Source organism: Enterococcus sp. 3H8_DIV0648, assembly GCF_002140655.1.
Classification (GTDB): domain Bacteria; phylum Bacillota; class Bacilli; order Lactobacillales; family Enterococcaceae; genus Enterococcus_A; species Enterococcus_A hulanensis.
Window position 1 is genome coordinate 196,978 of record NZ_NGLG01000002.1, and the last position, 22,481, is coordinate 219,458.

The window sequence follows — 22,481 nt, forward strand, 5'->3', positions numbered from 1 at the left end:
TTTAATGATTTCATTTATGAGTACTGTTTTAGTCGGCTGCACAAATAAATCAACTGATTCGGATAATTCTTCCAAAGAAACAAGTGAAAAGGTAAGTTCCAGTTCGGTTTCAGAAACTACTATAAGTATCAGTCAAGAGTCCAGTTCAACGTCAGTAGAGGTCCCAGAAGCTACTACAAATAGTTCAGAGCAGCAAATTGTGCCGATGGGATTGTCGGAAGAGGCAATCTTGAACAGCGATTATGCTTCATTGAATGGCACTTGGACAAACTCACATGGCTACCAACTAACCTTCAATAATGGTACCGTCACTTTATCTGGCGAAGGAACTGGAGGAAGAACTGAATTTTCATTGAGCGACCCCCAAAAGCAAAGTAATGTCATTTTTCTGTCATTTGATCCAGCTCCTCTACCAAATGGAATGAATTTAATGATTGCTTTAAAGGGGACTAGTCCAACAGAAGGCCTAGATGCAGATGGCACTGATTCAAATTATGATCGAATTATTATGGGAAATAATGGTGGAACTATGTTGTTTGCTCTTAAAGAAAACGGAGGCATTCCTGATACCGCCTATTATAGAGAAAAATAATAGATGGAGTGTTTTAATGACCTTTACAAACGCAATTCTCCCGAGTCAGTTGTGTTCTTGTAGCTAAGAAAGTTATTAATTACTACGTAAAGTTTTTTGATAAACATTTAATAAAGTGAAAATCGCCCTGTAAACCATCGATTTTGAGGGTTTATGGGGTGTTTGCTTTTGTAAAAAAAGACAGCGAACCCAGAAATTAAACGGGTTCTCTGTCTTTGGTAGGGCGTTGATAGTTTACTGAATAGCGATAAAAATAGAAATTTCCCCAGCAGGAGGATAGTTTTCAAAATCAAAATCATACACTCGCTGGATTATTTGTGCTTCTTCCTCTGACCATATCTTCTTCCAAGCATTTAGGACGCCCAATTCGTCAGAGCTATCTACTTTGTATTCTTTCCACTGATACTTCGAAGTATCAAAATCCTCCTCTGACTTGGTTTCTTTACAGATAGAAAGAGAATAGTCCCCTTTATAATCACTTTCGTAATCATGGTACACCGCTGCTATACTTTTTCCTTGTTCCTTCGCCTGTGCGATAAAGGCATTACTTTGCTGCCATAGGCCCATAATTTTTTTCTGAATAGCCGCGTCTTTAAAATTATTTGTTCTAATGGTATTCGAAATTGAAAATTTCATTTCAAAACCTCCTCTATAGTATGGTTTAATAGTACTATGGAAACTATGACATCTAATGTCATAGTTTATAAAAAAGTTTTTAAGAGGAGAAAATCTATTGAATAATGGTCGGTTATTTGGCATTATCTATCATCTTTTGAACGCAAAACGAACGACTTCCAGAGAATTAGCTACTATGTTTGAGGTGTCTGATAGAACCATTTTTAGAGATATAAACGCACTCAGCTCTCTAGGAATACCGATCTGTGCAGAAACGGGCAGAAATGGCGGCATTTATTTGATGGATCATTTTGTATTAGACAAGGTTTTATTTTCAAAAGAGGAACAAGAAAGTTTGTTGTTAGCACTTAAGGGCATTAAAGCTATTGAACCGGAAAAAAGTGAGCAGGCTTATTCAAAATTGCAATCCTTGTTCAAGCTTCCCGAGGATAATTGGCTGGAGGTGGATTTTTCTCCTTGGTATCAGGAAATCGACGGTGCCCAATTTGATAGGCTCAAATCAGGAATTTTAAATAAGAAGAAGGTCGAATTTGATTATATAAGTCAGTCCAATCGGCTGGAGAAAAGGGTGTGTAATCCACTAAAGCTGGTTTTCAAATCACAAACATGGTACCTGCAGGCCTTTTGTTTAACTAAAAAAGCTTTCAGAGTTTTTAAAATCAGCCGCATGCAGTCGCTCAAAATAATCGACGAAACTTTTACTCCGATGGTTGTTCCTGAGATAGCGGTTCCCGAAATGAAGGGAGAGGTGATTGATCTTTCGTTAGCCTTTTCTAAAGAAATTCTTTATCGAGTATTTGATGATTTTGATCATCAAGACATAACGATTCAAAAAGATGGGACTGCGATAGTAACCACTCAAGTAATTGATCAACGTTGGCTAATTAGGCATTTGCTGTCTTATGGGAAACACATGAAAATTTTGAGTCCAGACAGTATTAAGGAACGAATGAAGCATGAAATAGCGGAGATACGATCAAATTATGATTTTTAGGGTTGCTAGAAGACTATTTTTTAAAATCAGCTCTAAAGCTGCAGCAGGATTGTTTATAAATTAAAAGCGAATGACTGGAAAACCTTCGATAATGGAGGTTTTGTGGTTGTTGGCTTTTTTGTTGTCTTCCTTCTAAATATTAATTTTTCATTAAGCTTTTCTCAGTATAGCCTCTCTAATCAGTTAGAATAAGGAGAAATCACTAGCTAAAAGGCAGCGATAGTTATCGTAATGTCAGGTTTTGAACAGTTTTAAGATTGACTATTAAGAAACGATAAACGGTTTGCGTACTTTTTATAAAGAGTAGAAGAAGGGTGAGATGTTTTGAAAAATAGTCGTCAGGCAATTCCCAGCTCCATCATGGAGGTGCGAGAAAACACCTACAATATGCAGTTTATCGTTGGTGATGCGGTTGATTTTCTTTTCAACGAAGGCAAGAATGCTCTATCAGGCACGGTGCTCAAAAAATACACCAACAGCTGTTTGGTGGACATCAGTCAGGATTCTAGACTGACGAAGGATGAAATCGATCAATACAATCAAAGGGTAGTCGTCAATTATAAAAAGATCAAAGGAGTGGTTCATGATGAATGAAGCGGAGTTTGAAGATTTAGAGCTTCACGTACTTACACTTGCTTTTCAAATCAATGGCTTGAAGCAAAAGAAAAGCAGCTTGACTCGTGAACAACGGACGTCATTGGAAATTCTCGAAGAAGACTATCAGTATTATAAAAGCCGATATGACCAGAAAGTAAAAAAGGTGGAGAAAACAGTTCCCAATGAAGCGGGTTTTGGCGATTGGTAGCCTAAAATGAATCAGATGGACGATTATACAGGTGTATAGTCGTTTTTTTTTATCATGCAAAAACGCTTGATATAACAACGATTCGTTACTGATAATTACTATACTTAATTTAATATTAATTTTTGGGTGTGTAATTTGGTTGCAAATAAGCGTATTTTGATTATGTAGATATCTCACACCATAAAATTAAAACTATTTTTGATGAAAGGAGGAGTTTTTTGAAAGAGTATGGATTAAGCAACAAAAAATTGTTTTCGCTTTCACGTAAAACTTTGGAAAAAAGAATCAGCAGCTACTATCATAAAACAAACGATGGAACGGCCACCCTCGAGATGTTGATCACGCTGCAGGTCCGGCAAGAATTGTGTAAAGCGGATTTCTCATATGTATTAAGAAGTCTTGTGCAGCGAATCTTTTTAAAAACCAGATCTACTGCTGCCATGCGCCGCTATTATTTATATTTTATTGATTATTTCGGAAAAGAAGATTGGCAGTTATTGTCGGTCAAACTGTTTCCTGCGCAAACATTTATCTCAGAAAAGCTTGAGCATCTTTATAGCCAAGTCATTGGAAAGCCGCTGACAAGCATAGCAGAATCATGACGTAAGGGTTAGGAAGGAGGCAAAAAATACGAAAAAGAAGGGGTTAAAAAATGATGAATACATTTACTTTAGATGCAGAATTTGAAAATGGCAACGGCAAATCGCATCATTTTCATTTTAAAAATTTTGATGTGTCAAAAACTGGGGAGCAAATCCGTTCCTCATTAGAAAAATTAACTAAGCTTAGTCTGTTTGAAAAGGAGGGGGTTCAACTATTCAAACAGGTGAAGCATGCGACCGTCATTGAAGAAAGAGTAACTGATCTTTTTGATGATTCAGCGAAATTCAAGAATGCGCCAAAACCTGCAAATGATCCGTTGAGTGCGATGATGAAGGCGGCAACCAGCAGGCCGGTTGAAGAACCCGTAAAAACGGAGATTGAACCAACACCAGTAAAAGCAGCGGCTGATCTAGCAGCTATCCGTATTCCGGAGGACTTGCGGATTACAGAGGAACGACCAAAATCGGATGTTTTGATTCAACACATTGAATTTCCTGAAGGGCTCGATCCGTGGTCGCTAGATCAAGATCAAGCCATATCACTGATTTCGGCTTGTCTGCCAGAAAATACGGTGCCGGTCAATCTAGAGGTTGATGATAAATCAATACCTGCAAGCTTGATCGTTACAGCAATGGTGGAGGAAAAAGCGGCTCCGTCCAAGGCTCCAGCAGCCAATCCGTCGCCACCAGCGCAGCCAAAGAAAAAAAGAAAGCGGTTACTCGATCGCGTTCGCAGGCGAGAGTAGCTAATTGATTTCATCTCATCAAAAATCCAACGTTGGTATGGGCTGGAATAGTCAGTAAAAATCAGCATGAATAAAAATTTTAGCCCGTTTTATCGCGGGCTATTTGCCATGAGCGGATGCCAGCAGATTGAATAAACGTTTTTTTGAAAAGAACTCGATCGCATTGCCGCATCCTTTTTCAAGGAGGGAAACTGGGTGGACATCAAAAAAATGAACCGTTGATTTGATAAATCTTTTAAAGGAATGGATCAGCCGAAGCAGGTGAAGCGATCCTTTTTTTGAATTTCCATTGACAAATATAGAAAAGACCAGTAGCTTTGCACTATAACTGAAAAATTAATTCCAGTATCTTAAAACAGTGAACATCATTTCAGAGGATAGAAATGAGTCTAACAGTCGCTGCATATCGGCGGTTTTGAGAGTAGAAAGAAGGATGTTGATGAAGGGCTATAGTGTACGGTTGGCTCGCCTGATTTTTGGGCTGTTTTTATTTGCTTTGGGGTCGTTTCTGACGATTCAGGCAAATATCGGGTTGGCTTCATGGGAAGCATTTAGTATGGGGATCGCTAATTTAACGGGTCAAACATATGGAAATATTTTGATCATTAGCGGAGTTGTGATTCTAGGTGTGGATGTACTGTTGAAGGAAAAGGTCGGCTTTGGTACGATTCTGAATACGATTTTGATTGGTGTTTTTGTTGATATGATCCAAGCATTTGAGATTATTCCCCAGATGCACGGTTTTCTCTCTGGTGTCGTGATGTTGTTGTTGGGCCAAGTATCTATTTGCATCGGAAGCTTTTTTTATATCGGTGCCTCTATGGGCTGCGGACCGCGGGATGCGCTGATGGTGGCGCTTGGGAAACGTCTACCAAATGTTCCGATTGGAATCGTTCGTGGATGTATCGAAGGTGCGGTGCTTCTGATCGGCTGGTTATTAGGAGCTAAGGTCGGTATTGGAACAGTCATTTCGGTCTTTGGCATCAGCTTTATATTGGAGACAACCTTCAAAATCCTTCATTTCAATGTGACGAATGTGGAGCATGAAAGTGTTGTGGAGACGGTTAAGGCTATAAAAACTGAATATGTTAGATAAAACACTCAAATACTTTTTTCGAGTGTTTTTTTTATTGCGAGTGAAGAAACTTATTTGATAGAGTCGAACAATTTTTAGATATTGTTATTTATCTCTTTCGAAAAGTAAGTGAAAAAAATTGCTTAGGCTGCGTCAGTGATTTTTTTATTATTTCATTTTTCTGACAAACGCTTTTTTACTCAAAATTCAGCCTTATTTTTCAGGTTATTATGATGTTGCGAGCAGATTATTGTTAAAACTAAATAAAATAAGTTATGCTATTTAGTGAAGTTAACAAGTGATTCTGATAGCTTCAAAATTCATAAAATCAAAGCTTAGTTATTTTATCATGCGCATGATTGGAGCTCAGGTTGCTCAAATTGAGTTTTGTTTAATCGTTTATGAGAAACACTTTTATACTAACAGGAGGAAAATATCATGGTAGACAACTTTGAAAACAACCACGTAAATGAAAAAGCAGCACCTAAAACATCAGATCAAAATGTTCATGCCGACGTAAAAGGTGACGTTACTTATGACGACAAAGTGATTCAAAAAATCATCGGCGTTGCGATTGAACAAATTGATGGATTATTAACTGTCGACGGCGGCTTCTTCTCGAACGCTAAAGAAAAATTAGTTAATACAGATGATGTTACTGCCGGAATCGAAACAGAAGTCGGCAAGAAGCAAGTTGCTGTGGATATGGATGTTGTCATTGAATATGGCCGCGATATTACAGATGTTGCTGAAAAAATCCGTAAAGTGATTCGCGATGAAGTTGCGAAGATGACGCATCTAGATGTCATTGAAGTGAACATTCATGTGGTCGATGTGAAGACTAAGGCAGAATTCGAAAAAGATAGCGAGACCGTTCAAGACAAAGTAACGAGTGCTGCTAAAACCACTGGAGAATTCGCGTCAGAACAAACAGACAAAGCAAAAGATGCTGTGAACCGCGGAACGGACAAAGCACAAGAAAAAATCGAAAACAATCAAGACACACGAGTAAAATAATTACACACTATTAGGAGGAATTTATCATGGGTTTATTATGGTCATTAATTATTGGAGCAGTTATCGGAGCAATTGCCGGAGCAATTACAGGTAGAGGAAATAGTATGGGATGGATCGCTAACATCATCGCTGGTTTAGTTGGTTCATGGTTAGGACAAGCGTTATTAGGCTCTTGGGGACCATCATTAGCTGGGATGGCATTAGTACCATCAATTATTGGTGCGATCATCTTAGTATTAATCGTTTCTTTCTTCTTAGGTCGTTCAAATAGGTAATAACGATGTTAGTAATTGTGGATATGCAGAATCGAATTTTGGATGCTGATAACATTATTCTCAAGCCACTACACATCGCCGACAGATTCACTGATCAAAGTAAGAAAATTAACTAAAATATAGATAGAAAGAAGCTCTTGAACGTGAAAGAAGGTGCAAGAGCTTCTTTGTGCTTGTCGCTAAATTTTAAGGAAAACCGATCTTCATTATTGCGCATTAATTTTTGAATGATTTTTTTAAAAAAAGGTTTTTAACTAGTAAAAGTCGTATAGGAAAAGGGCGTATATTATCTTATACTGGGATTGGAAAAGGGAGATTCAGGGGGAGTTAATAGTGGAGATCGAGTATCAGAGTGAATTATTATTTTATGGTTATTATCAACCTGCACGAGTTGTTTGGATTACTACCTTAGAAGATGAGGTGCTATGCAAATTGGATGTCTTGGATAAAGACGGAAGAATTCTATATCGAGTTGTAGAGCATCCTGGTGATAGAGATCCAGAGGTGATTTTTGAAGAAATAACTGAAACACAAATACAGAACATTCAAGAGATTCTAGAGCAAAATGAAGTATATTACTATTGGTATGAGGAGGATTCGACTGAGAAATTAGGCTATTTTGGAACTTTATTGGCACAAATCGATTCGGTGAAGAAATATACGGAAGAGTTTGATCGTCTTGTCATTTTGTATGAGTTTTATTCTAGTCAGAAAGACGTTGATACTATTAGTGATTTGGAGTTTTTTGAAGATGTGACGCTTGAGCGAGAAGAGATCGAGCAATATCTGATTGCGCAGATGCTTGCACATAAAGAAATGAACACAATCACGATGAAATATTTCAAGGATGGTAGATGTTCTGCGTACAAATTGACTTTAAAGGAGTATAATTTTTAAATCAACATGTAAGCGTTTGATATTATACGGATTTTCAAACTAATAAATAGACAGCTGGAGGATAAAGGGTGAAAATAAAGTATTTATTAAAGCAGCTTGATTATGGAGAGTATCAAGCAGGCCGGGTTATTTGGATTCGTACGTTAAAGGACGAGTTGTTAATCAAGCTGAATGTTTTGGATAAGGATGGGGTTATCTTATATCGTATTACTGAGCCGCCAGAATCAGATAGTTATGAGATTGAACAAAAGTATCTTACAGCTAAGCATCTGGAAGTGATCGAGGATTTTATCAAAGGATATGAACCGGAGTTTGAATGTGAGGATGAAGACGACATCACTCTTATGTTAGGAGAATTTGGCAATCAGCTTGCCCGTCGCCATTGGTTGGCGCGTGATAGCAAAAAGACTAAGAAAATGATGGTTGACTATTACTTATATTCAACCAATGACTATAATGAAGAAAGGCTGTCTCGAACGGATTATCTTGATTCAAGCCTCACGATGGATGAAGTGATCGAAAAGCACCTGCTGCCAAAGATGATTGAAGCAGATGCTTTGAACAAGATTGATGTGACTATTGCTGAAGCAGGCGAGGTTAATAGCTACCAAGTGATGATTGAAGAAGTTGAGGGTTGGGAGTAGGATAAGAAGTTTATTGCAGAGAAGGCAATGTTTTTAAAAGAACGAACTGTTTTTAAGATTCAAAATAAAAAGTGATTGACACTTTCTATGTAAGCGGTTATGATGTGTTCAACAGCTGTTAATTGAATATTTATGTATGACTATTTAATTAGGTACATGTGCATTGAGAATTAGACTTCTCTGTGCCCATGTACCTATTTTTTGTTTTCTAGTGCACTGGAAAATGTTGGTACGATCAATTTTATTAAACGAGAGGGTTGAGAAAAATGGAAAAAGTTCAGAGAATAAAAACAAAATTACTTGATAGCTTACAAAAATTTGGCCCGGCAATGTTGCCAGTAATAGCGATGATTCCGATTGGTGGGTTGTTGTTGGGATTGGGTGTGATGATGCAAAATACGACATTCATTGAGACTTTACCAATTCTGGGTTCTGATGGGATACAGATGATCGCGGGCCTTTTTCAAGTTATTGGAAATCTGATTATTGGCAATTTACCAATTATTTTTGCATGTGCAATCTCATTTGGACTGAGCAACCAAGATGGAATCGCCGGATTGAGCGGAATGATTGGATATTTAACCTTTATTACAGCGCTTGGATTTTTAGGAAAGATTGATGCGGCTGCGGTAGCTAAGAGTTCGGGTGCGTACACAACCATACTTGGGATTCCAACACTGCAAACAGGCGTTTTTGGTGGGATGGCGATAGGACTTTTAGTGGCCTTTTTGTATAAAAAGTTCAAGGATTCAACATTACCAAAAGCATTTTCTTTTTTTCAAGGAAAGCGCTTTGTAGCAATTATTACTGTTTTGGCTTCGATTTTGTTAGCAGTTGTATTCCTAGTCATTTGGCCGCCAATCCAAAATGGGATTGAGTTTTTCTCAACAAAAGTGGTCGATCCTAATACTTCGTTTGGGTTGTTTACTTATGGGATTGTCAATTATTTATTAGTTCCGTTTGGGCTGCAGCATCTTTGGTATCCGCCGTTTTTATTCCAATTTGGTAGCTATACGACTGCAGCAGGTGAAGTGGTTCATGGGGATTTGGCTATGTTTATTGCACAATTAGCTGATGGTGTCCCTGTAACAGCGGGAGTATACAGTGGCGTCTTCATTACGGTTGGTGTTTGTATCGGGACGGCTTTGGCGATTGCAAAGGAAGCGAGACCAGAGAATCGAAAGAAAACGTTAGGACTCTATATTGCAGGAATGATCACTGTTTTTTGTACAGGAATTACTGAACCGATTGAATTTACTTTTCTATTTTCTTGCTTTCCGCTCTATTTAGTTCATTGCATTATGAAAGCCATTGCCTTTCCAGTGATGTCCTTTTTGAATGTGCATATTGCCTCCAGCTTTTGCGGAGGACTGATGGACTATCTTGTTTATGGAGTGTTTCAACAGGCGCCAGGATGGTTATGGGTTATTCCAGTGAATATTGGTTTTGCGGTTCTTGATTATTACTTAATCAGATTCTTAATTCGTAAATTTAATTTCCAAACACCAGGACGTGAGAAACAAATTTTAGAACAGGATAATTCTATTATCCTCGAAGATCAGCTCCCCGTTCTAGTGTTAACAGCTTTGGGAGGAAAAGAAAATATTAGCTCTTTAGACGCTTGTGCGACAAGACTTCGAGTGAAGTTTGTAGACAAACAAAAGTTTGAACAAAAGCAAGTGACTCTTTTAGGTGCTAGCGGAGTTATGGAGCTTGGAAATACGACTCAGATTATTTTTGGAACAAGAGCTTTATCATTGAAAGAGCAAATTCAAGCGATAATTGAAGGAAAAGTGATGCCAAAACTTAGCGATTCGACAACAGATGAAGCTGTTCAAAGTAAAGAGCAATCAGAAGAATTTGTTGTTCCTATCGAAGGAGAATTATTACCCCTTTCACAAGTACCAGATAAAGTATTTTCAGAAGAGATGATGGGACCGGGATTTGCGATCGATCCAGTTTCGGGTGAAGTCGTGTCTCCAGTAGACGGAAAAATTTTAGAAGTATTTCCTACGAAACATGCGATTAGCATTTTGTCAGAAAAAGGAAAAGAGATTCTAATTCACATTGGGATCGAGACCGTCGGCTTGAAGGGAATTCCATTTGATATTCTTATCAAAAAAGATCAAGAAATCAAAAAAGGACAATCATTGGCGATGGTAGATCTTGATTATATTAAAAAACATGCAGCTTCTGCTATTTGTTCCGTTGTATTTACTAACGCAACGAATCAGAAGGTTGTTCTAAAAAAAGTAGGTCAGGCGAAATTAGGGGAAAAAGACTTCTTCTCTTTTCAAGAAAAAATTTCGTATTAACAAGGAATCAGGAGGTAATACCTGTGAGAGAGAATTATGATGAAATAAAAAAGAAATTTACGACCTTTATGTGCGCATGGAGTGATCCAGAAAATACAGATCTTTCACAAATAATCACAGACGATATACTTTGCAACTTGAGTGTAGTTAAAGCCTACTCTGACGGTGCTCAGCATAGCAGGGTTGGAGTAGAAAGTTTTCTTAAACATTTTCCTCAAAAAGAATTCCTTTATTGGCGAATTTGTAATTTTGTTTGCCGAACCTCAGAAGATCAAGCACAACAGAGTGCGGTAGTCCCATGCCGCGCTCTGCAAACTAAACAAGATGAAGAAGTAAAATTTTGTGAATTTACTGTTCTTTTTGCGAACCATTGGCAGAAACATTCAGGTAGTTGGTGGTTACAAGAACTAAGAATGGATGTGGTGAAGCACTCGGGAGATTTGGAGACCATTGAAGAGGAATGGTTTTTTGAAGAAGGAAAACCTGGATATCGTCAGGGAATTCATTTACCTTGTATTGTTGGTGAGTTGGATTCCCCTTGGGCGCGAATCAAATTTTCTGATACCGTGCTAACTGAAGAGGAGCAAATTCAAGAAGTTGTCGCAAAGCATAATTTTGGTTTGGATCATCTCATTTTCGATTATACCGCGGATACGCTGCATGAAGATTTTCATACGATGAATTCAAATTTTGGTGGGATGGATAAGCGGTTTTGCATCAATGTTGAAAAATATCATCGCCAGTCAAATAGGCATTGGGTCCACCCATACTTATTATCTAATATAGAGATTAGAGGAGATGATGCCACCCTTGACTTTTATCGTATGGCGGGGCATTCACAACGGAAGCAGCCTTATATATTTACCCTAGATAACATGCACATGGAATACGCATGTGCAAAAGGTTCGTTCAGAATGATTAAGCAACTAGGAGAATGGCAAATTATTTCAATGAATTACTATCTCGGAATTTATGAACTAGGAGAATACGAATTGAAGTTGAAATGACACATCAAATTTTAGATAATTAATATAGAAGACAATTGGTGAGGAGGGAGGACCATGATCCGGTATAAAATCTTGCGGACTATCACGAACAATATCGTCAGAGCCGTGGATGATGATAGTCAGGAAATGATTTTAATTGGAAAAGGAATTGGTTTTGGCAAAAAGAAAAATGATATTTTAGTTTCCAATAATGTTGAAGATATTTTCCGTTTAGTTGATAAAGAAGAACAACAGCTGTATACACAAATGCTTTCAGAAATGCCGCTAAGTATCATGGATATTTCCTCGGAGATAATTTCTTATATTCAATCAAAGCTTTCTACACCGTTAAATGAGCACATCCATATTGCTTTAACTGATCACATTGCTTCAATAGTCAAAAGATGCAAGATGGGGCTGCAAGTTGATAACCCGTTTCTGCATGAAACAAATAGTTTGTATCCAAAAGAAGCAGAAATCGCTGAAAACGTTGTTCAACGTTTAGAAAAAGAATTGGACATTGAAATACCAAAAGGTGAAGTGGGATTTATTACACTGCATATCGTTACCGCTATCAGTAATGAATCACTAAGAGGTATCGAAAAGAAAGCCGAACTATTAGTTAGCTTAAAAAAAGTTATTGAAGACCAACTGGCTCTCACAATTGATGAAAATGATTTGTCTTATGTTCGATTAATTACACATATTCGTTTTATGTTGGAGAGAATCGAGCGAAATGAAGCAATCACTATTCCTGGAGAATTAGAAACAATCATTATTGAAAAATATCCATCCTACTATAACCTTGCATGGAAATTAGTGAGGATTGTTCAAAAAAAATTAGCGATTACTATCGAGCGAACAGAAACAGTTTATATAGCTTTGCACTTATATAGGTTTGCTGAGAAAAATGAGGCTTAGCTAAAATTACTTAACGTTCTGATTTTCCTTATTTCAAGAATACCCATTTTTGATCGATAGTTGCATGATTCTTTGACCGTTACCACTTAGAGCCGCCTTTCTTTAGTTAGGCGGCCTTTTTCATTTTCACTGAACCGATTGAATTATTCAATCTACAAATAAAAAGTTTTTTACTTTAATCAGATATCTAGGCAGATAACGAGGATTACTTTATACTGAAGGTGGAAAGAGAAATAGCCTAGATTTTGGGAAATACTGGCAAAAAAATGAAAACGGTTTAGATTTAGGGCGAGATTGCCTGTTTAAAAATAAAAAGATCAGGGAGAAAAAACGGGTGAAAATAAAATATTTGAAAAGGCCGCAGAGGTATGGCGATTATCAGGCTAGTCGGGTTATTTGGATTACTACATTAAATGATGAGTTGTTGGTCAAGTTCAGTATTTTGGATAAGGATGGAAATCTGCTCTATAAGATAACCGAACCTCCAGAAAGTGAAGATTTTGCCTTGTCTGATTGTGTCTTATCTACAGAGCAGCTGGAAGAAATCAAACTTCTTTTAGGCGAAAATGATCCTGATTTTGAATGGAATTTGAGTGATGAGGAGGAGGTTGTTTTTATGCTGGGCTTTTTTGGAGAAAGTCTTGCAAGGCGACATTGGTTGGCCAGAGACAGTAAAAAGGACACCGGCGTAATTGTTGATTACATCTTTGATTCTAGCGAGAAAACTTCAAAGGGTGAATTTTTCCAAATTGATTATTTCGAAGAAGGGATCACGGAAGATGAAGTCATTGAGAATTTTTTACTTCCTAAATTAATTGAGCGTGAGGAACTAGATACGGTTATGGTAAATATTGCCGAAGCCGGGGTGGTCAACAGCTATCGAGTCACGATACAGGGAACCGAATAATTTTTTGTTTAATCGTTCTTTAGGCAGGTACATTTATAGGTATCTGTCTTTTTTGTCGAAAAAATAAGTTCAATAAGCGTTGATCCTACATTCAAAAAAACTATTCCGGCAAGTTAAATGCCGGAATAGTTTTTTTTAAATAAGCAAAGAGATTCTTGATTTAAACGCGAGAATCATCATCTGCAATCAGGATCGACTTCTGACTCACTTTATGAACGAGTTCGATAAAAATGTTTTTCTCGATATCCGTTAAATCGGAGGTCACCAGCTGCACCCAAGTATCATGTGCTTCTCTAGCTGAGCTCATAATCTCATGAGCTTTAGCGGATAGTTCGACCAGGAAGGCTCGTGAATCATCTGGATTGACACGTTTATAGATAAAGCCTTCTTTTTCTAGCTTCGTCAGCATTTTGGCTACGGTACTTTTATCCATATCTAATTCTTTACAAATTTGATTTTGAGTGATCGCGCCATTGTCATCTAAGCAAAATAGGAACATCACTTTTCCGTTTGTTAAGCCTAGGGGAGCTAGCAATTTATCGAAGCCCATTTGCATTTTTCGATATAAGACAGATATGTCTCTCGTAATGATTGGCATAAGCACACCTCTTTTATGTTGGTATTGCAACTTAAATATTAGCGCTTTAGTAAGAGGATGTCAAATAGTAATTGCTTGATATAAATAAAACGTTGACATTCTTGCAAACGTATATATATTATTATAGTTGCAATACCAACTATATAACTGTTGAAGAGAACTTATTTTTTTAGCGAGATAGTTGGTATGCCAAATATATTTAAGGAGGTTGCTAAATTGATAAAAACATTAATGGGGTCAATCAGGGAATACAAGCGTGATTCATTTTTATCCCCTTTTTTCGTAATGTTGGAAGTAGTGATGGAGGTGTTGATTCCGTTACTGATGGCTAAGATCATTGACGAGGGGGTTGTAAAACAAAATATGAATTACATCATGCGGATGGGCGTGATTTTGATTGTTTTAACGCTTTGTGCTTTAGCATTTGGGATTATCTCCAGTCGTTTTTCCGCATCTGCATCTGCTGGCTTTGCCAAAAATATCAGAAAGGATATGTTTTCGAATATCCAAAAATTTTCGTTTTCTAATATCGATAAATTTTCGGCCGCGAGTTTGGTGACAAGAGTATCGACAGATGTAGTAAATGTCCAAATTGCGTATGAAAGTATTATTAGAGTCGCCATCCGTTGTCCGCTCTTGCTTATTTTTTCTTTGGTCATGGCGATGTCTGTCAATTTTCAGCTGTCATTGATTTTTATGGCCGCGATCCCGATTCTGGGAATTGGTTTATTTTTGATTATTAGTCGTTCGCAGCCGATTTTTCAGCGCGTATATAAGGTCTATGACAGACTGAATAATGTCGTCAGAGAAAATATTCGCGGAATCAGAGTAGTCAAAAGCTTTGTCAGATCAGAAGAAGAGAATAGAAAATTTCAAGAAGTCTCACAGGAAATTTACAATGATTACACCAAAGCGGAAAAAATCATGGCTATTAATGGTCCCTTGATGCAATTTACAGTTTATACATGTACGCTGCTTATTTCTTGGTTCAGTGCCAATTTGATCGTAAGCAATGTTATGACGACAGGCGAGCTGACCAGTATGATTACCTATTTGATGCAGATTCTTACTAGCTTGATGATTTTGGCTCAAATTTTTACGATGCTGACGATTGCGCAAGCTTCAGGAGATCGAATTGTCGAAGTGCTTGGAGAAAAAAGCAACCTGAACAGCGGGACTCTTTCGATTGAAACCGTTCCAGATGGTTCTATCGAATTCGAGAATGTTAGTTTTAGCTATCAGGAGGATTCAGATAAGCTGTCTTTGAGAAATATCAATCTGATGATCCATAATGGTGAAACAATCGGAATCATTGGAGGGACGGGAAGCTCCAAAAGCACCTTGGTTCAATTAATCCCACGGCTCTATGATGTTACTTCAGGAGTGTTGAGAGTCGGAGGGATCGATGTTCGAGAGTATGATCTATCTTTACTGCGTAATAATGTCGCGATGGTCCTGCAGAAGAATGAACTGTTTTCGGGCACAATCAAAGAGAATTTGAGATGGGGCGATGAAAACGCGAGTGATTCCGAATTAGAAAGAGTGTGTAAATTGGCACAGGCGCATGATTTTATTACCGCACTGCCGGATGGCTATGAGACAGTTATTGAACAAGGGGGAAGCAATGTTTCCGGCGGCCAAAAGCAACGTTTATGTATCGCCAGAGCCTTACTGAAAAAACCGAAAATCCTGATCCTCGATGATTCTACAAGTGCAGTTGATACCAAAACAGATGCGATGCTGCGGCAGGCATTTAAAGAGGAGATTCCGGATACAACCAAATTGATTATTGCCCAACGCATTTCATCCGTTCAAGATGCAGACCGGATTATTGTTTTGGATGCTGGCGGTATCAACAGTTTTGGTACACATGAAGAGTTGTTGGAAGAAAGCCGAATTTATCGCGAGATAGTCCAATCTCAAACGAAAGGAGCGAAAGTCGATGAAGCAGAATAGACCAGCAAGCTTAAAGGGCACACCGACATCTAAACGATTATTAAAATATGTAACGACTGACTTCAAAGTACCAACGCTACTCGTTGGACTATGCATTATTATCAGTGCGGCGGCCGGGGTAGCGGGTTCGATGTTCCTTCAGATCTTGATCGATGATTACATCACTCCGCTGATTGGAAGCCAGGGGCAAGGCTTCAATGAGTTATTCAAGGCTTTGATAATCATGGGCGGGATTTATTATATCGGCGTCGTTTCAACCTATATTTATGGACGCACGATGGCAATTATTGGGCAGGGAGTCCAAAAAGAAATTAGAAATAGTATGTTCCGAAAAATGCAGGACCTGCCAATCAAATATTTTGATCAAAATTCGTTTGGCGACATCATGAGCCGCTATACAAATGACGTTGACACACTGCGTCAGATGCTTAGCCAAAGTCTTCCGCAGCTCATTAATTGTGTGGTAAGCTGTACGTTCATTTTCTTCGCGATGCTGTATACAAGTCCGCTTTTAACGTTGGTGGTTGCTTGTATCCTTGCTATCCAATTGGTAATCACTAAGAAAATCAGCAGTCACAGCAGTTCGTGGTACGAGAAGCTGCAAAATTCCATTGGTGTCATAAATGGCTATACCGAAGAAATGTTAGCCGGACAAAAGGTGGTTAAAGTCTTCTGCCACGAAGAGCAAGCCATGTCAGGCTTCAATGAGTTGAATGAAGAGCTTTACTTCAATGCTACTTGGTCTGCCAGATATTCAAATATTTTGATGCCGATCATGAATAATTTTGCCAACATCCAATATGTCGTTCTTGCTTTAGTCGGCGGCGCGTTAACAGTCAGTGCCATCTCTCCTATTAGTCTAGGCGCTTTGGTCGCTTTTCTGCAACTGTCTAAATCCTTTAGTATGCCGATCGGACAAGTTTCGCAGCAATTAAGTTCGATCGTGATGGCGATGGCCGGTGCTCAACGTATTTTCGCCTTGATGGATGAAGAACCTGAGGTGGATAACGGGTATGTAACGCTCGTAAATGTCAGATACGAGGTTGATGGAGAAGTTGTTGAAGTTAAAGAGCAGAATGAGCAATGGGCTTGGAAGCATCCGCATAGTGATGGGAGTGTCAGCTATACCCCCTTACAAGGAGATATTCGTTTTTATGATGTTGATTTTTCTTATGACGGAAAGAAAGTGATTCTAAAGGATATTAATTTATTCGCCGAGCCGGGACAGAAATTAGCTTTTGTGGGAGCGACCGGTGCTGGAAAAACGACGATCACGAATTTAATCAATCGCTTTTATGACATTGATGATGGAAAGATTAGATACGATGGTATTAACATTCATAAAATAAAGAAAGCCGATTTACGACGTTCTCTAGGAATCGTTTTGCAGGATACGAATTTATTTACAGGAACGATTCGGGAAAATATTCGCTATGGTAATTTAGCCGCGGATGATCATGCGGTTGAAGAGGCGGCGATTTTGGCTAGTGCCCATGACTTTATTATGCAGCTTCCAAATGGATATGACACGATCATAGATGGTGAAGGCAGCGGCTTGTCACAGGGACAAAAGCAATTGTTGTCAATCGCGCGAGCAGCTATTGCCAATCCGCCGGCGATGATCCTTGACGAAGCTACCAGCAGTATTGATACTCATACCGAAGTTCTGGTTCAAAAAGGCATGGACTCGCTAATGTCTAACCGTACGACTTTTGTAATCGCCCATCGCCTTTCGACTATTCAGAATGCAGATGCTATTATGGTAATGGCTGCTGGTCAAATCATTGAACGGGGAAACCACGACGAATTGATCGAGGAAAAAGGACAATACCATCAACTATATACAGGCGCTCTCGAATTAGAATAGCCTGTCAGTGTGTAAAAATTCGTGGAGTATTCTTTTTACGAGTAATACTATAGTAGGAAAAAATAATAGGAGGACATACGACATGAATGCAGAAATAAAAAACAAACCATATCGTTACGGTAGCAATTATCATGGTTAAGTTTGGGTTTGTAAAAGTAATAGCTGGGAAAAGCAGCGGAAGGATTGGCCGCTTCGTCGGTTATGACCTCGATGATTTAAAGGCGAAAATTGCCTTTGGCTTTGAAAATGATGTTTTGACGTATACTAACTACAAATTTTATAGCCTAAACAGCATCAGCAATGAGATCCAGAAGCAAGATCTGATCGATCGCTACTTTGATATTAGACAGGAGTTGAAGGCAATCGATGTCAGAGGGCATCCTGAAATCAAAAAATATTCCGCAGAACACACAAGTCTGATCAGTGAGCTTAATATGATTTGCGGTTTATTCAATCAAATTTTTTCAATCGCTAAATTAGATAAGCATCAGAAAGATCAGAATGTCATTATATTTTGTTCCTTCTTGGACCGGTTATGGATCAATGAATTCATTTTAGATTTAGAGCTTAAGAACTTCAACGTCGCTATTGACGATCATAGTCTACAAGAAGAGAAACTGAATGAAAGGTTGTTCGATTCATTGGAATTGGCGGTCCATTTTATTATTCTTGAGAGCGTCGCTGAAGACGCTGATTTTTGCAGCTGGGAGCGCTCGTTCTTCAGCGAAAATATTGATTCCGCCACTCAAACATTGTCTATCATAACTCCTGACCGAAGCAGAGAAAACATCAAAAAAGGAACGTACTATTTCGGGGAAACTTTTAGCTCGCAATATGAGAAATCGTTCTATCATTTAACTCAGAGATTGGAGTTTATGACTGATTAGTCTTCAGCATGAGGTTACTCAATTCAGAAAAGCAACGCAAAATGATTATTAGTGAAGGTAAAAGGCTGAGAGCTGATCTCAGCCTTTTTTGACTATAAAGTAAGTATAAAATTTTCAGATGAATAAATCGCTTTGTAGCGGGTATCTCCATGTTTGGCTTCACGAACTAGCTTTATCGGCAATAAGCAAAAACATTTCGAAATTTGAGAAGCAATTTAGAAATATTTTGGTCTTATTGCTCAAAAGCTGAGCGAGTTCGCGAAGCCTTTCTTATACTTTTCGCAAAGTTTTCTCTTGCCTTGAAGTGAACTCCAAGGTGTATGCTTTATTCATCAGGAGGGATTTCTTATGACAGCAAGTAAAGTAATCGTTATTACAGGAGCCTCAAGCGGGATCGGCGAAGCGAGTGCAAAGTTACTGGCCGCAAAGGGCAATAAAGTTGTTTTAGGTGCACGACGTGAAGGACAATTGAAGCAGATCGTTGAAGAAATCAAGGCCGATAATGGTGAGGCGCTTTATCAAGTGACGGATGTCACCGATAGCGAAGACGTTGAAAAACTAGTCAAACTGGCGGTCGATACTTTCGGCAGGATCGATGTATTGATCAATAGTGCGGGGATCATGCCTCATTCTCCACTCAAGGATAAGCGAATCAATGATTGGGATCAGATGATCGACATCAATATTAAAGGAACCTTGTATGGGATCGGTGCGGCGCTTTCTTATATGAACGAACAAAAAGCGGGACAGATCATTAATATTTCTTCGGTCGCCGGACATTATGCTCATGCAGGTGGTGCAGTTTACTCGGCAACTAAGTGGGCGGTTCGTGCGATTAGTGAATCGCTGCGGGAGGAAGTGGCACAAGACGGATCGAACATTCGAGTGACGATCGTTTCACCGGGAGCCATTAATACAGAGCTGTTATCCTCTGTAACTGATCCGAAATTGAAGAAAAACTATCAGCAGTTTTACGACAGCTTTGGGATCTCAGTCGATCGGGTCGCAACGACCATTCAACAAGCAATCGATTTACCAGCGGATGCTGCTTGGAATGAAATTATTATTCGTCCGACAAAACAAGTACAATAGAAGGGAAGAAAAAAGTATGGACTATGTAACATTGAATAATGGGGTTAAAATGCCGATTTTAGGATTTGGCGTGTTTCAAATCGCTGATTTAAACGAGTGTGAAGAAATCGTTTATCAAGCGATCACTCATGGGTATCGCTTGATTGATACGGCCGCTTCTTATGGCAATGAAGAAGCCGTCGGCAAAGCGATCAAACGCAGCGGTGTTCCTCGTGAGGAATTATTTATCACCACAAAACTCTGGATCACCGATGCGACGTATGAAGGAACCAAGCAAGCTTTTCAACGTTCATTGGATCGACTGGGGTTAGATTATTTGGATCTTTATTTGATTCATCAACCGTTAAACGATGTCTATGGTGCGTGGCGGGCGATGGAGGAACTTTATGAAGAAGGTAAAATCAGAGCAATCGGCTTGGCTAACTTCTACCCTGATCGTTTGATTGATCTAGCTGCCTTTAACAAAATTACTCCGGCGGTGAATCAAATCGAAGTCAATCCATTTTTCCAGCGGGCAGAAGATCAAAAAGTAATGCTGGAAAAAGGTGTGCAAATGGAAGGCTGGGCCCCCTTTGCGGAAGGCAAGAATGACTTATTCAAAAATGAACTGCTGCAAACCATTGGCGACCAATATGGGAAATCAATCGCCCAAGTTATCTTGCGCTGGCACATCCAACGCGGGATCGTAGCGATACCTAAGTCAGCGAATATTGATCGGATGCAGCAAAACTTTGACGTGTTTGACTTCCAGCTATCGGAGGCTGACATGCAGAAAATCGCGACATTGGATCAAAACCAATCAAGCTTCTTCGACCATCGCGATGCGGCAGCAGTGGAACGCTTGGTAGGTATGGTGAGAAATACGAATTAAAAGGAGTGAAGTAAATGAACATTAAAGAAGTTAGTGAAAAGTATGATCTTTCCCCGGACACGATCCGCTATTACGAACGCATTGGGGTGATCCCATCGATAACTCGTGATAAAAATGGGTATCGGGATTTTTCTGAAAAGGATTTGAACTGGGTCTATTTCGCCAAAGTTTTGCGCAATGCCGGAGTATCGGTGGAAGGCTTGATCGACTATGCCAGCCTTTCTCGTGAAGGCGGCGAAACACTAGGTGCTAGAAAAGCGATCTTGCAGGAGCACTTAGATGATGCGGAGAAAAAAATCAAAGCTTTAGAAGAAGCGCGGGATTATTTGAAATATAAATTGGATAATTTTGACACTCATATGGTGAATTACGAAAAGGAAAAATTACAGATCAATAATGAGTTGAAGGAAGAGTGATGGCTTACTTGGGAAGGTGGAACACAAATGAAAAAACGCTTCGGGATTATCGCAGCAATTTTTACCGTTACAATGTTGTCAGCTTGTGGCAATAATGCAGCAGAGGATTCAACTACAAGTGAAAGCAAGAACGAGACTTCGGTTTCGACGATTCAAGACAAAGAAAAATTCGGCAATTCGTTAGTCGTCTATTTTTCTATGCCGGAAACCGATGATTCGGAAAATATGACGGAAGAAGAAGAGAACAGTGCAGTCGTGATTGCTGGTAAGGTCTTAGGTAATACACAATATGTTGCCGAAACGATCCAGACACAACTCGGAGCAGAAATCTTTAGGATCGAACCAGAAACGGCTTATCCAACCGATCATGAAAAATTAGTCGACTTAGCCAACCAAGAGCAAGAGGACAAGGCAAGACCAGCCATCAAAGAAAAAATTGCGGCGATCGATCAGTATGATACGATTTTTCTTGGCTATCCCAATTGGTGGGGCGATATGCCGATGATTCTTTACAGCTTCTTGGATGAAGCGGATTTGGCAGGGAAAACGATCATTCCTTTCAACACCCATGGCGGCAGCGGCTTTTCCGATACGATCAATTCCATCAAGCAGGAAGAACCGGAGGCGACAGTGATTGAAGAGGGCTATTCCGTCAATCGTGATGCGGCAGCGGAAAGTAAACCAGAGATCATTGCTTGGCTGAATGATCTGGATATCTAACTATTGAAGAGATCGTTGCGAGATATTTTCGCAGCGATTCCGTATTGATTAAAAAAATAAAATCTACAAGGAGCGATAAAATGAAAACGGTCTACTTGATGCGTCATGGGGAGACGCTGTTTAATCAACAAAAAAAGATTCAGGGCTGGTGTGATTCACCGTTGACAGAACTTGGAAGAAATCAGGCTTTGATCGCCAAAAATTATTTTATTGAAAATGGGATTGAGCTTGATAGTGCCTACTCTTCAACCTCAGAAAGAGCCTGCGACACCTTGGAGTTAGTGACCGATTTGCGTTATGCAAGAGTGAAGGGCTTGAAGGAATGGAACTTCGGTGATTTAGAGGCGGAGCATGAGTATTTAAATCCTCCTTTGCCCTATGGTGACTTTTTCGTGGCCTTTGGCGGTGAGGGAGAGCAGGAATTTCGAGCGCGGGTCGCAAAGACGGTTCTTGAATTAGTCCAAGCTGATGAAGGAGAAAATATTTTAATGGTTTCACATGGTGCTTCATGCAGACAATTTATGCGGGCGTGGGAGCATACGAGCAAGGTTGAATTGCAGGGGAGAATAACGAATTGTTGTATTTTGAAGTTCGCCTTTGATAAGGATCAGTTCGAACTGTTAGAAATCATTAATCATGACTTCTCTGGGATTAGGTAAAAA

At 39.1% G+C, this 22,481-nt stretch carries 25 protein-coding genes; 23 read left to right on the forward strand and 2 right to left on the reverse strand.

All coding sequences use genetic code 11. The annotated features are described in order from the left end of the window. Positions 1-592 (forward strand): DUF6287 domain-containing protein (locus tag A5875_RS17320; RefSeq protein WP_369596962.1); only part of this gene is annotated, 592 nt, incomplete at its 5' end. Between the two features lie 234 nt (positions 593-826). Here A5875_RS17320 and A5875_RS17325 read toward each other — a convergent pair. Continuing rightward, positions 827-1,228, reverse strand: a complete 402-nt coding sequence (locus tag A5875_RS17325; RefSeq protein ID WP_088934848.1) for an effector binding domain-containing protein — start codon at positions 1,226-1,228, stop codon at positions 827-829. 97 nt (positions 1,229-1,325) lie between these two features. Between A5875_RS17325 and A5875_RS17330 the strand changes: the two genes are divergently transcribed. The 14 genes from A5875_RS17330 to A5875_RS17395 all read left to right on the forward strand — a co-directional run bounded on the left by A5875_RS17330 (position 1,326) and on the right by A5875_RS17395 (position 13,412). Then, a complete protein-coding gene (locus tag A5875_RS17330; protein WP_088934849.1) occupies positions 1,326-2,222 on the forward strand; it encodes a helix-turn-helix transcriptional regulator in 897 nt (298 codons plus the stop codon). Between the two features lie 324 nt (positions 2,223-2,546). Further along, positions 2,547-2,816 carry a DUF2187 domain-containing protein gene (locus tag A5875_RS17335; RefSeq protein ID WP_242551139.1) on the forward strand — a complete coding sequence of 90 codons (270 nt, stop codon included), beginning with the start codon at positions 2,547-2,549 and terminating at the stop codon, positions 2,814-2,816. Next, positions 2,806-3,027, forward strand: coding sequence for a hypothetical protein (locus A5875_RS17340; protein ID WP_242551138.1), 222 nt, complete (start codon positions 2,806-2,808; stop codon positions 3,025-3,027). Before A5875_RS17335 ends, A5875_RS17340 begins: the two co-directional genes overlap by 11 nt. Positions 3,028-3,245: 218 nt before the next feature. Further along, positions 3,246-3,629, forward strand: a complete 384-nt coding sequence (locus A5875_RS17345; RefSeq protein ID WP_088934851.1) for a hypothetical protein — start codon at positions 3,246-3,248, stop codon at positions 3,627-3,629. 50 nt (positions 3,630-3,679) lie between these two features. Next, a complete protein-coding gene (locus A5875_RS17350) occupies positions 3,680-4,375 on the forward strand; it encodes a DUF2922 family protein (RefSeq protein ID WP_088934852.1) in 696 nt (231 codons plus the stop codon). 439 nt (positions 4,376-4,814) lie between these two features. Further along, positions 4,815-5,471, forward strand: coding sequence for a YczE/YyaS/YitT family protein (locus tag A5875_RS17355; protein ID WP_088934853.1), 657 nt, complete (start codon positions 4,815-4,817; stop codon positions 5,469-5,471). Between the two features lie 417 nt (positions 5,472-5,888). After that, positions 5,889-6,467, forward strand: coding sequence for an Asp23/Gls24 family envelope stress response protein (locus A5875_RS17360; protein ID WP_088934854.1), 579 nt, complete (start codon positions 5,889-5,891; stop codon positions 6,465-6,467). Between the two features lie 26 nt (positions 6,468-6,493). After that, entirely contained in the window at positions 6,494-6,742 is a 249-nt protein-coding gene (locus A5875_RS17365) for a GlsB/YeaQ/YmgE family stress response membrane protein (protein ID WP_088934855.1), read from the forward strand. Positions 6,743-7,075: 333 nt separating this feature from the next. Beyond that, a complete protein-coding gene (locus A5875_RS17370; protein ID WP_088934856.1) occupies positions 7,076-7,639 on the forward strand; it encodes a hypothetical protein in 564 nt (187 codons plus the stop codon). Between the two features lie 68 nt (positions 7,640-7,707). Then, positions 7,708-8,283, forward strand: a complete 576-nt coding sequence (locus tag A5875_RS17375) for a hypothetical protein (RefSeq protein WP_088934857.1) — start codon at positions 7,708-7,710, stop codon at positions 8,281-8,283. A gap of 266 nt (positions 8,284-8,549) precedes the next feature. Beyond that, positions 8,550-10,598 carry a PTS transporter subunit IIABC gene (locus A5875_RS17380; RefSeq protein WP_088934858.1) on the forward strand — a complete coding sequence of 683 codons (2,049 nt, stop codon included), beginning with the start codon at positions 8,550-8,552 and terminating at the stop codon, positions 10,596-10,598. Positions 10,599-10,621: 23 nt separating this feature from the next. Further along, positions 10,622-11,605, forward strand: a complete 984-nt coding sequence (locus tag A5875_RS17385; RefSeq protein WP_088934859.1) for a hypothetical protein — start codon at positions 10,622-10,624, stop codon at positions 11,603-11,605. A 54-nt stretch (positions 11,606-11,659) separates the two neighbouring features. Beyond that, complete coding sequence (locus A5875_RS17390; RefSeq protein ID WP_088934860.1) at positions 11,660-12,505, forward strand: PRD domain-containing protein; 846 nt, start codon at positions 11,660-11,662, stop codon at positions 12,503-12,505. 334 nt (positions 12,506-12,839) lie between these two features. Beyond that, on the forward strand, positions 12,840-13,412 hold the full coding sequence (locus tag A5875_RS17395) for a hypothetical protein (protein ID WP_088934861.1): 573 nt from the start codon (positions 12,840-12,842) through the stop codon (positions 13,410-13,412). 160 nt (positions 13,413-13,572) lie between these two features. Here the strand turns inward: A5875_RS17395 and A5875_RS17400 are convergent, their stop codons facing one another. Then, a complete protein-coding gene (locus A5875_RS17400) occupies positions 13,573-14,010 on the reverse strand; it encodes a MarR family winged helix-turn-helix transcriptional regulator (RefSeq protein ID WP_088934862.1) in 438 nt (145 codons plus the stop codon). Between the two features lie 216 nt (positions 14,011-14,226). Between A5875_RS17400 and A5875_RS17405 the strand changes: the two genes are divergently transcribed. The 8 genes from A5875_RS17405 (at position 14,227) to A5875_RS17440 (ending at position 22,478) form a co-directional block, all read left to right on the forward strand. After that, positions 14,227-15,966 (forward strand): ABC transporter ATP-binding protein, encoded by a 1,740-nt coding sequence (locus tag A5875_RS17405; RefSeq protein ID WP_088934863.1) that lies wholly within the window; start codon positions 14,227-14,229, stop codon positions 15,964-15,966. Next, the gene (locus A5875_RS17410; protein WP_088934864.1) at positions 15,953-17,833 is read left to right on the forward strand and encodes an ABC transporter ATP-binding protein; all 1,881 of its coding nucleotides are present in this window, start codon (positions 15,953-15,955) and stop codon (positions 17,831-17,833) included. Before A5875_RS17405 ends, A5875_RS17410 begins: the two co-directional genes overlap by 14 nt. 131 nt (positions 17,834-17,964) lie before the next feature. Beyond that, positions 17,965-18,720: a hypothetical protein gene (locus A5875_RS17415; protein WP_088934865.1), complete on the forward strand. Its 756-nt coding sequence runs from the start codon at positions 17,965-17,967 to the stop codon at positions 18,718-18,720. 348 nt (positions 18,721-19,068) lie between these two features. Then, positions 19,069-19,812, forward strand: coding sequence for an SDR family oxidoreductase (locus tag A5875_RS17420; RefSeq protein ID WP_088934866.1), 744 nt, complete (start codon positions 19,069-19,071; stop codon positions 19,810-19,812). A gap of 16 nt (positions 19,813-19,828) precedes the next feature. Next, a complete protein-coding gene (locus tag A5875_RS17425) occupies positions 19,829-20,683 on the forward strand; it encodes an aldo/keto reductase (RefSeq protein WP_088934867.1) in 855 nt (284 codons plus the stop codon). Positions 20,684-20,697: 14 nt separating this feature from the next. Continuing rightward, complete coding sequence (locus A5875_RS17430) at positions 20,698-21,099, forward strand: MerR family transcriptional regulator (RefSeq protein ID WP_088934868.1); 402 nt, start codon at positions 20,698-20,700, stop codon at positions 21,097-21,099. 27 nt (positions 21,100-21,126) lie between these two features. Beyond that, positions 21,127-21,819, forward strand: coding sequence for a flavodoxin (locus A5875_RS17435; protein WP_088934869.1), 693 nt, complete (start codon positions 21,127-21,129; stop codon positions 21,817-21,819). A gap of 80 nt (positions 21,820-21,899) precedes the next feature. Further along, entirely contained in the window at positions 21,900-22,478 is a 579-nt protein-coding gene (locus A5875_RS17440; RefSeq protein WP_088934870.1) for a histidine phosphatase family protein, read from the forward strand. Positions 22,479-22,481 lie beyond the last annotated feature (3 nt).

What these genes read in the sequence shown, in the direction of transcription:
- A5875_RS17325 (WP_088934848.1), bottom strand. Translation starts at nt 1,228, where the DNA reads ATGAAATTTTCAATTTCGAATACCATTAGAACAAATAATTTTAAAGAC.
- A5875_RS17340 (WP_242551138.1), top strand. Translation starts at nt 2,806, where the DNA reads ATGATGAATGAAGCGGAGTTTGAAGATTTAGAGCTTCACGTACTTACA.
- A5875_RS17350 (WP_088934852.1), top strand. Translation starts at nt 3,680, where the DNA reads ATGATGAATACATTTACTTTAGATGCAGAATTTGAAAATGGCAACGGC.
- A5875_RS17355 (WP_088934853.1), top strand. Translation starts at nt 4,815, where the DNA reads ATGAAGGGCTATAGTGTACGGTTGGCTCGCCTGATTTTTGGGCTGTTT.
- A5875_RS17360 (WP_088934854.1), top strand. Translation starts at nt 5,889, where the DNA reads ATGGTAGACAACTTTGAAAACAACCACGTAAATGAAAAAGCAGCACCT.
- A5875_RS17365 (WP_088934855.1), top strand. Translation starts at nt 6,494, where the DNA reads ATGGGTTTATTATGGTCATTAATTATTGGAGCAGTTATCGGAGCAATT.
- A5875_RS17380 (WP_088934858.1), top strand. Translation starts at nt 8,550, where the DNA reads ATGGAAAAAGTTCAGAGAATAAAAACAAAATTACTTGATAGCTTACAA.
- A5875_RS17390 (WP_088934860.1), top strand. Translation starts at nt 11,660, where the DNA reads ATGATCCGGTATAAAATCTTGCGGACTATCACGAACAATATCGTCAGA.
- A5875_RS17400 (WP_088934862.1), bottom strand. Translation starts at nt 14,010, where the DNA reads ATGCCAATCATTACGAGAGACATATCTGTCTTATATCGAAAAATGCAA.
- A5875_RS17410 (WP_088934864.1), top strand. Translation starts at nt 15,953, where the DNA reads ATGAAGCAGAATAGACCAGCAAGCTTAAAGGGCACACCGACATCTAAA.
- A5875_RS17415 (WP_088934865.1), top strand. Translation starts at nt 17,965, where the DNA reads ATGGTTAAGTTTGGGTTTGTAAAAGTAATAGCTGGGAAAAGCAGCGGA.
- A5875_RS17420 (WP_088934866.1), top strand. Translation starts at nt 19,069, where the DNA reads ATGACAGCAAGTAAAGTAATCGTTATTACAGGAGCCTCAAGCGGGATC.
- A5875_RS17425 (WP_088934867.1), top strand. Translation starts at nt 19,829, where the DNA reads ATGGACTATGTAACATTGAATAATGGGGTTAAAATGCCGATTTTAGGA.
- A5875_RS17430 (WP_088934868.1), top strand. Translation starts at nt 20,698, where the DNA reads ATGAACATTAAAGAAGTTAGTGAAAAGTATGATCTTTCCCCGGACACG.
- A5875_RS17435 (WP_088934869.1), top strand. Translation starts at nt 21,127, where the DNA reads ATGAAAAAACGCTTCGGGATTATCGCAGCAATTTTTACCGTTACAATG.
- A5875_RS17440 (WP_088934870.1), top strand. Translation starts at nt 21,900, where the DNA reads ATGAAAACGGTCTACTTGATGCGTCATGGGGAGACGCTGTTTAATCAA.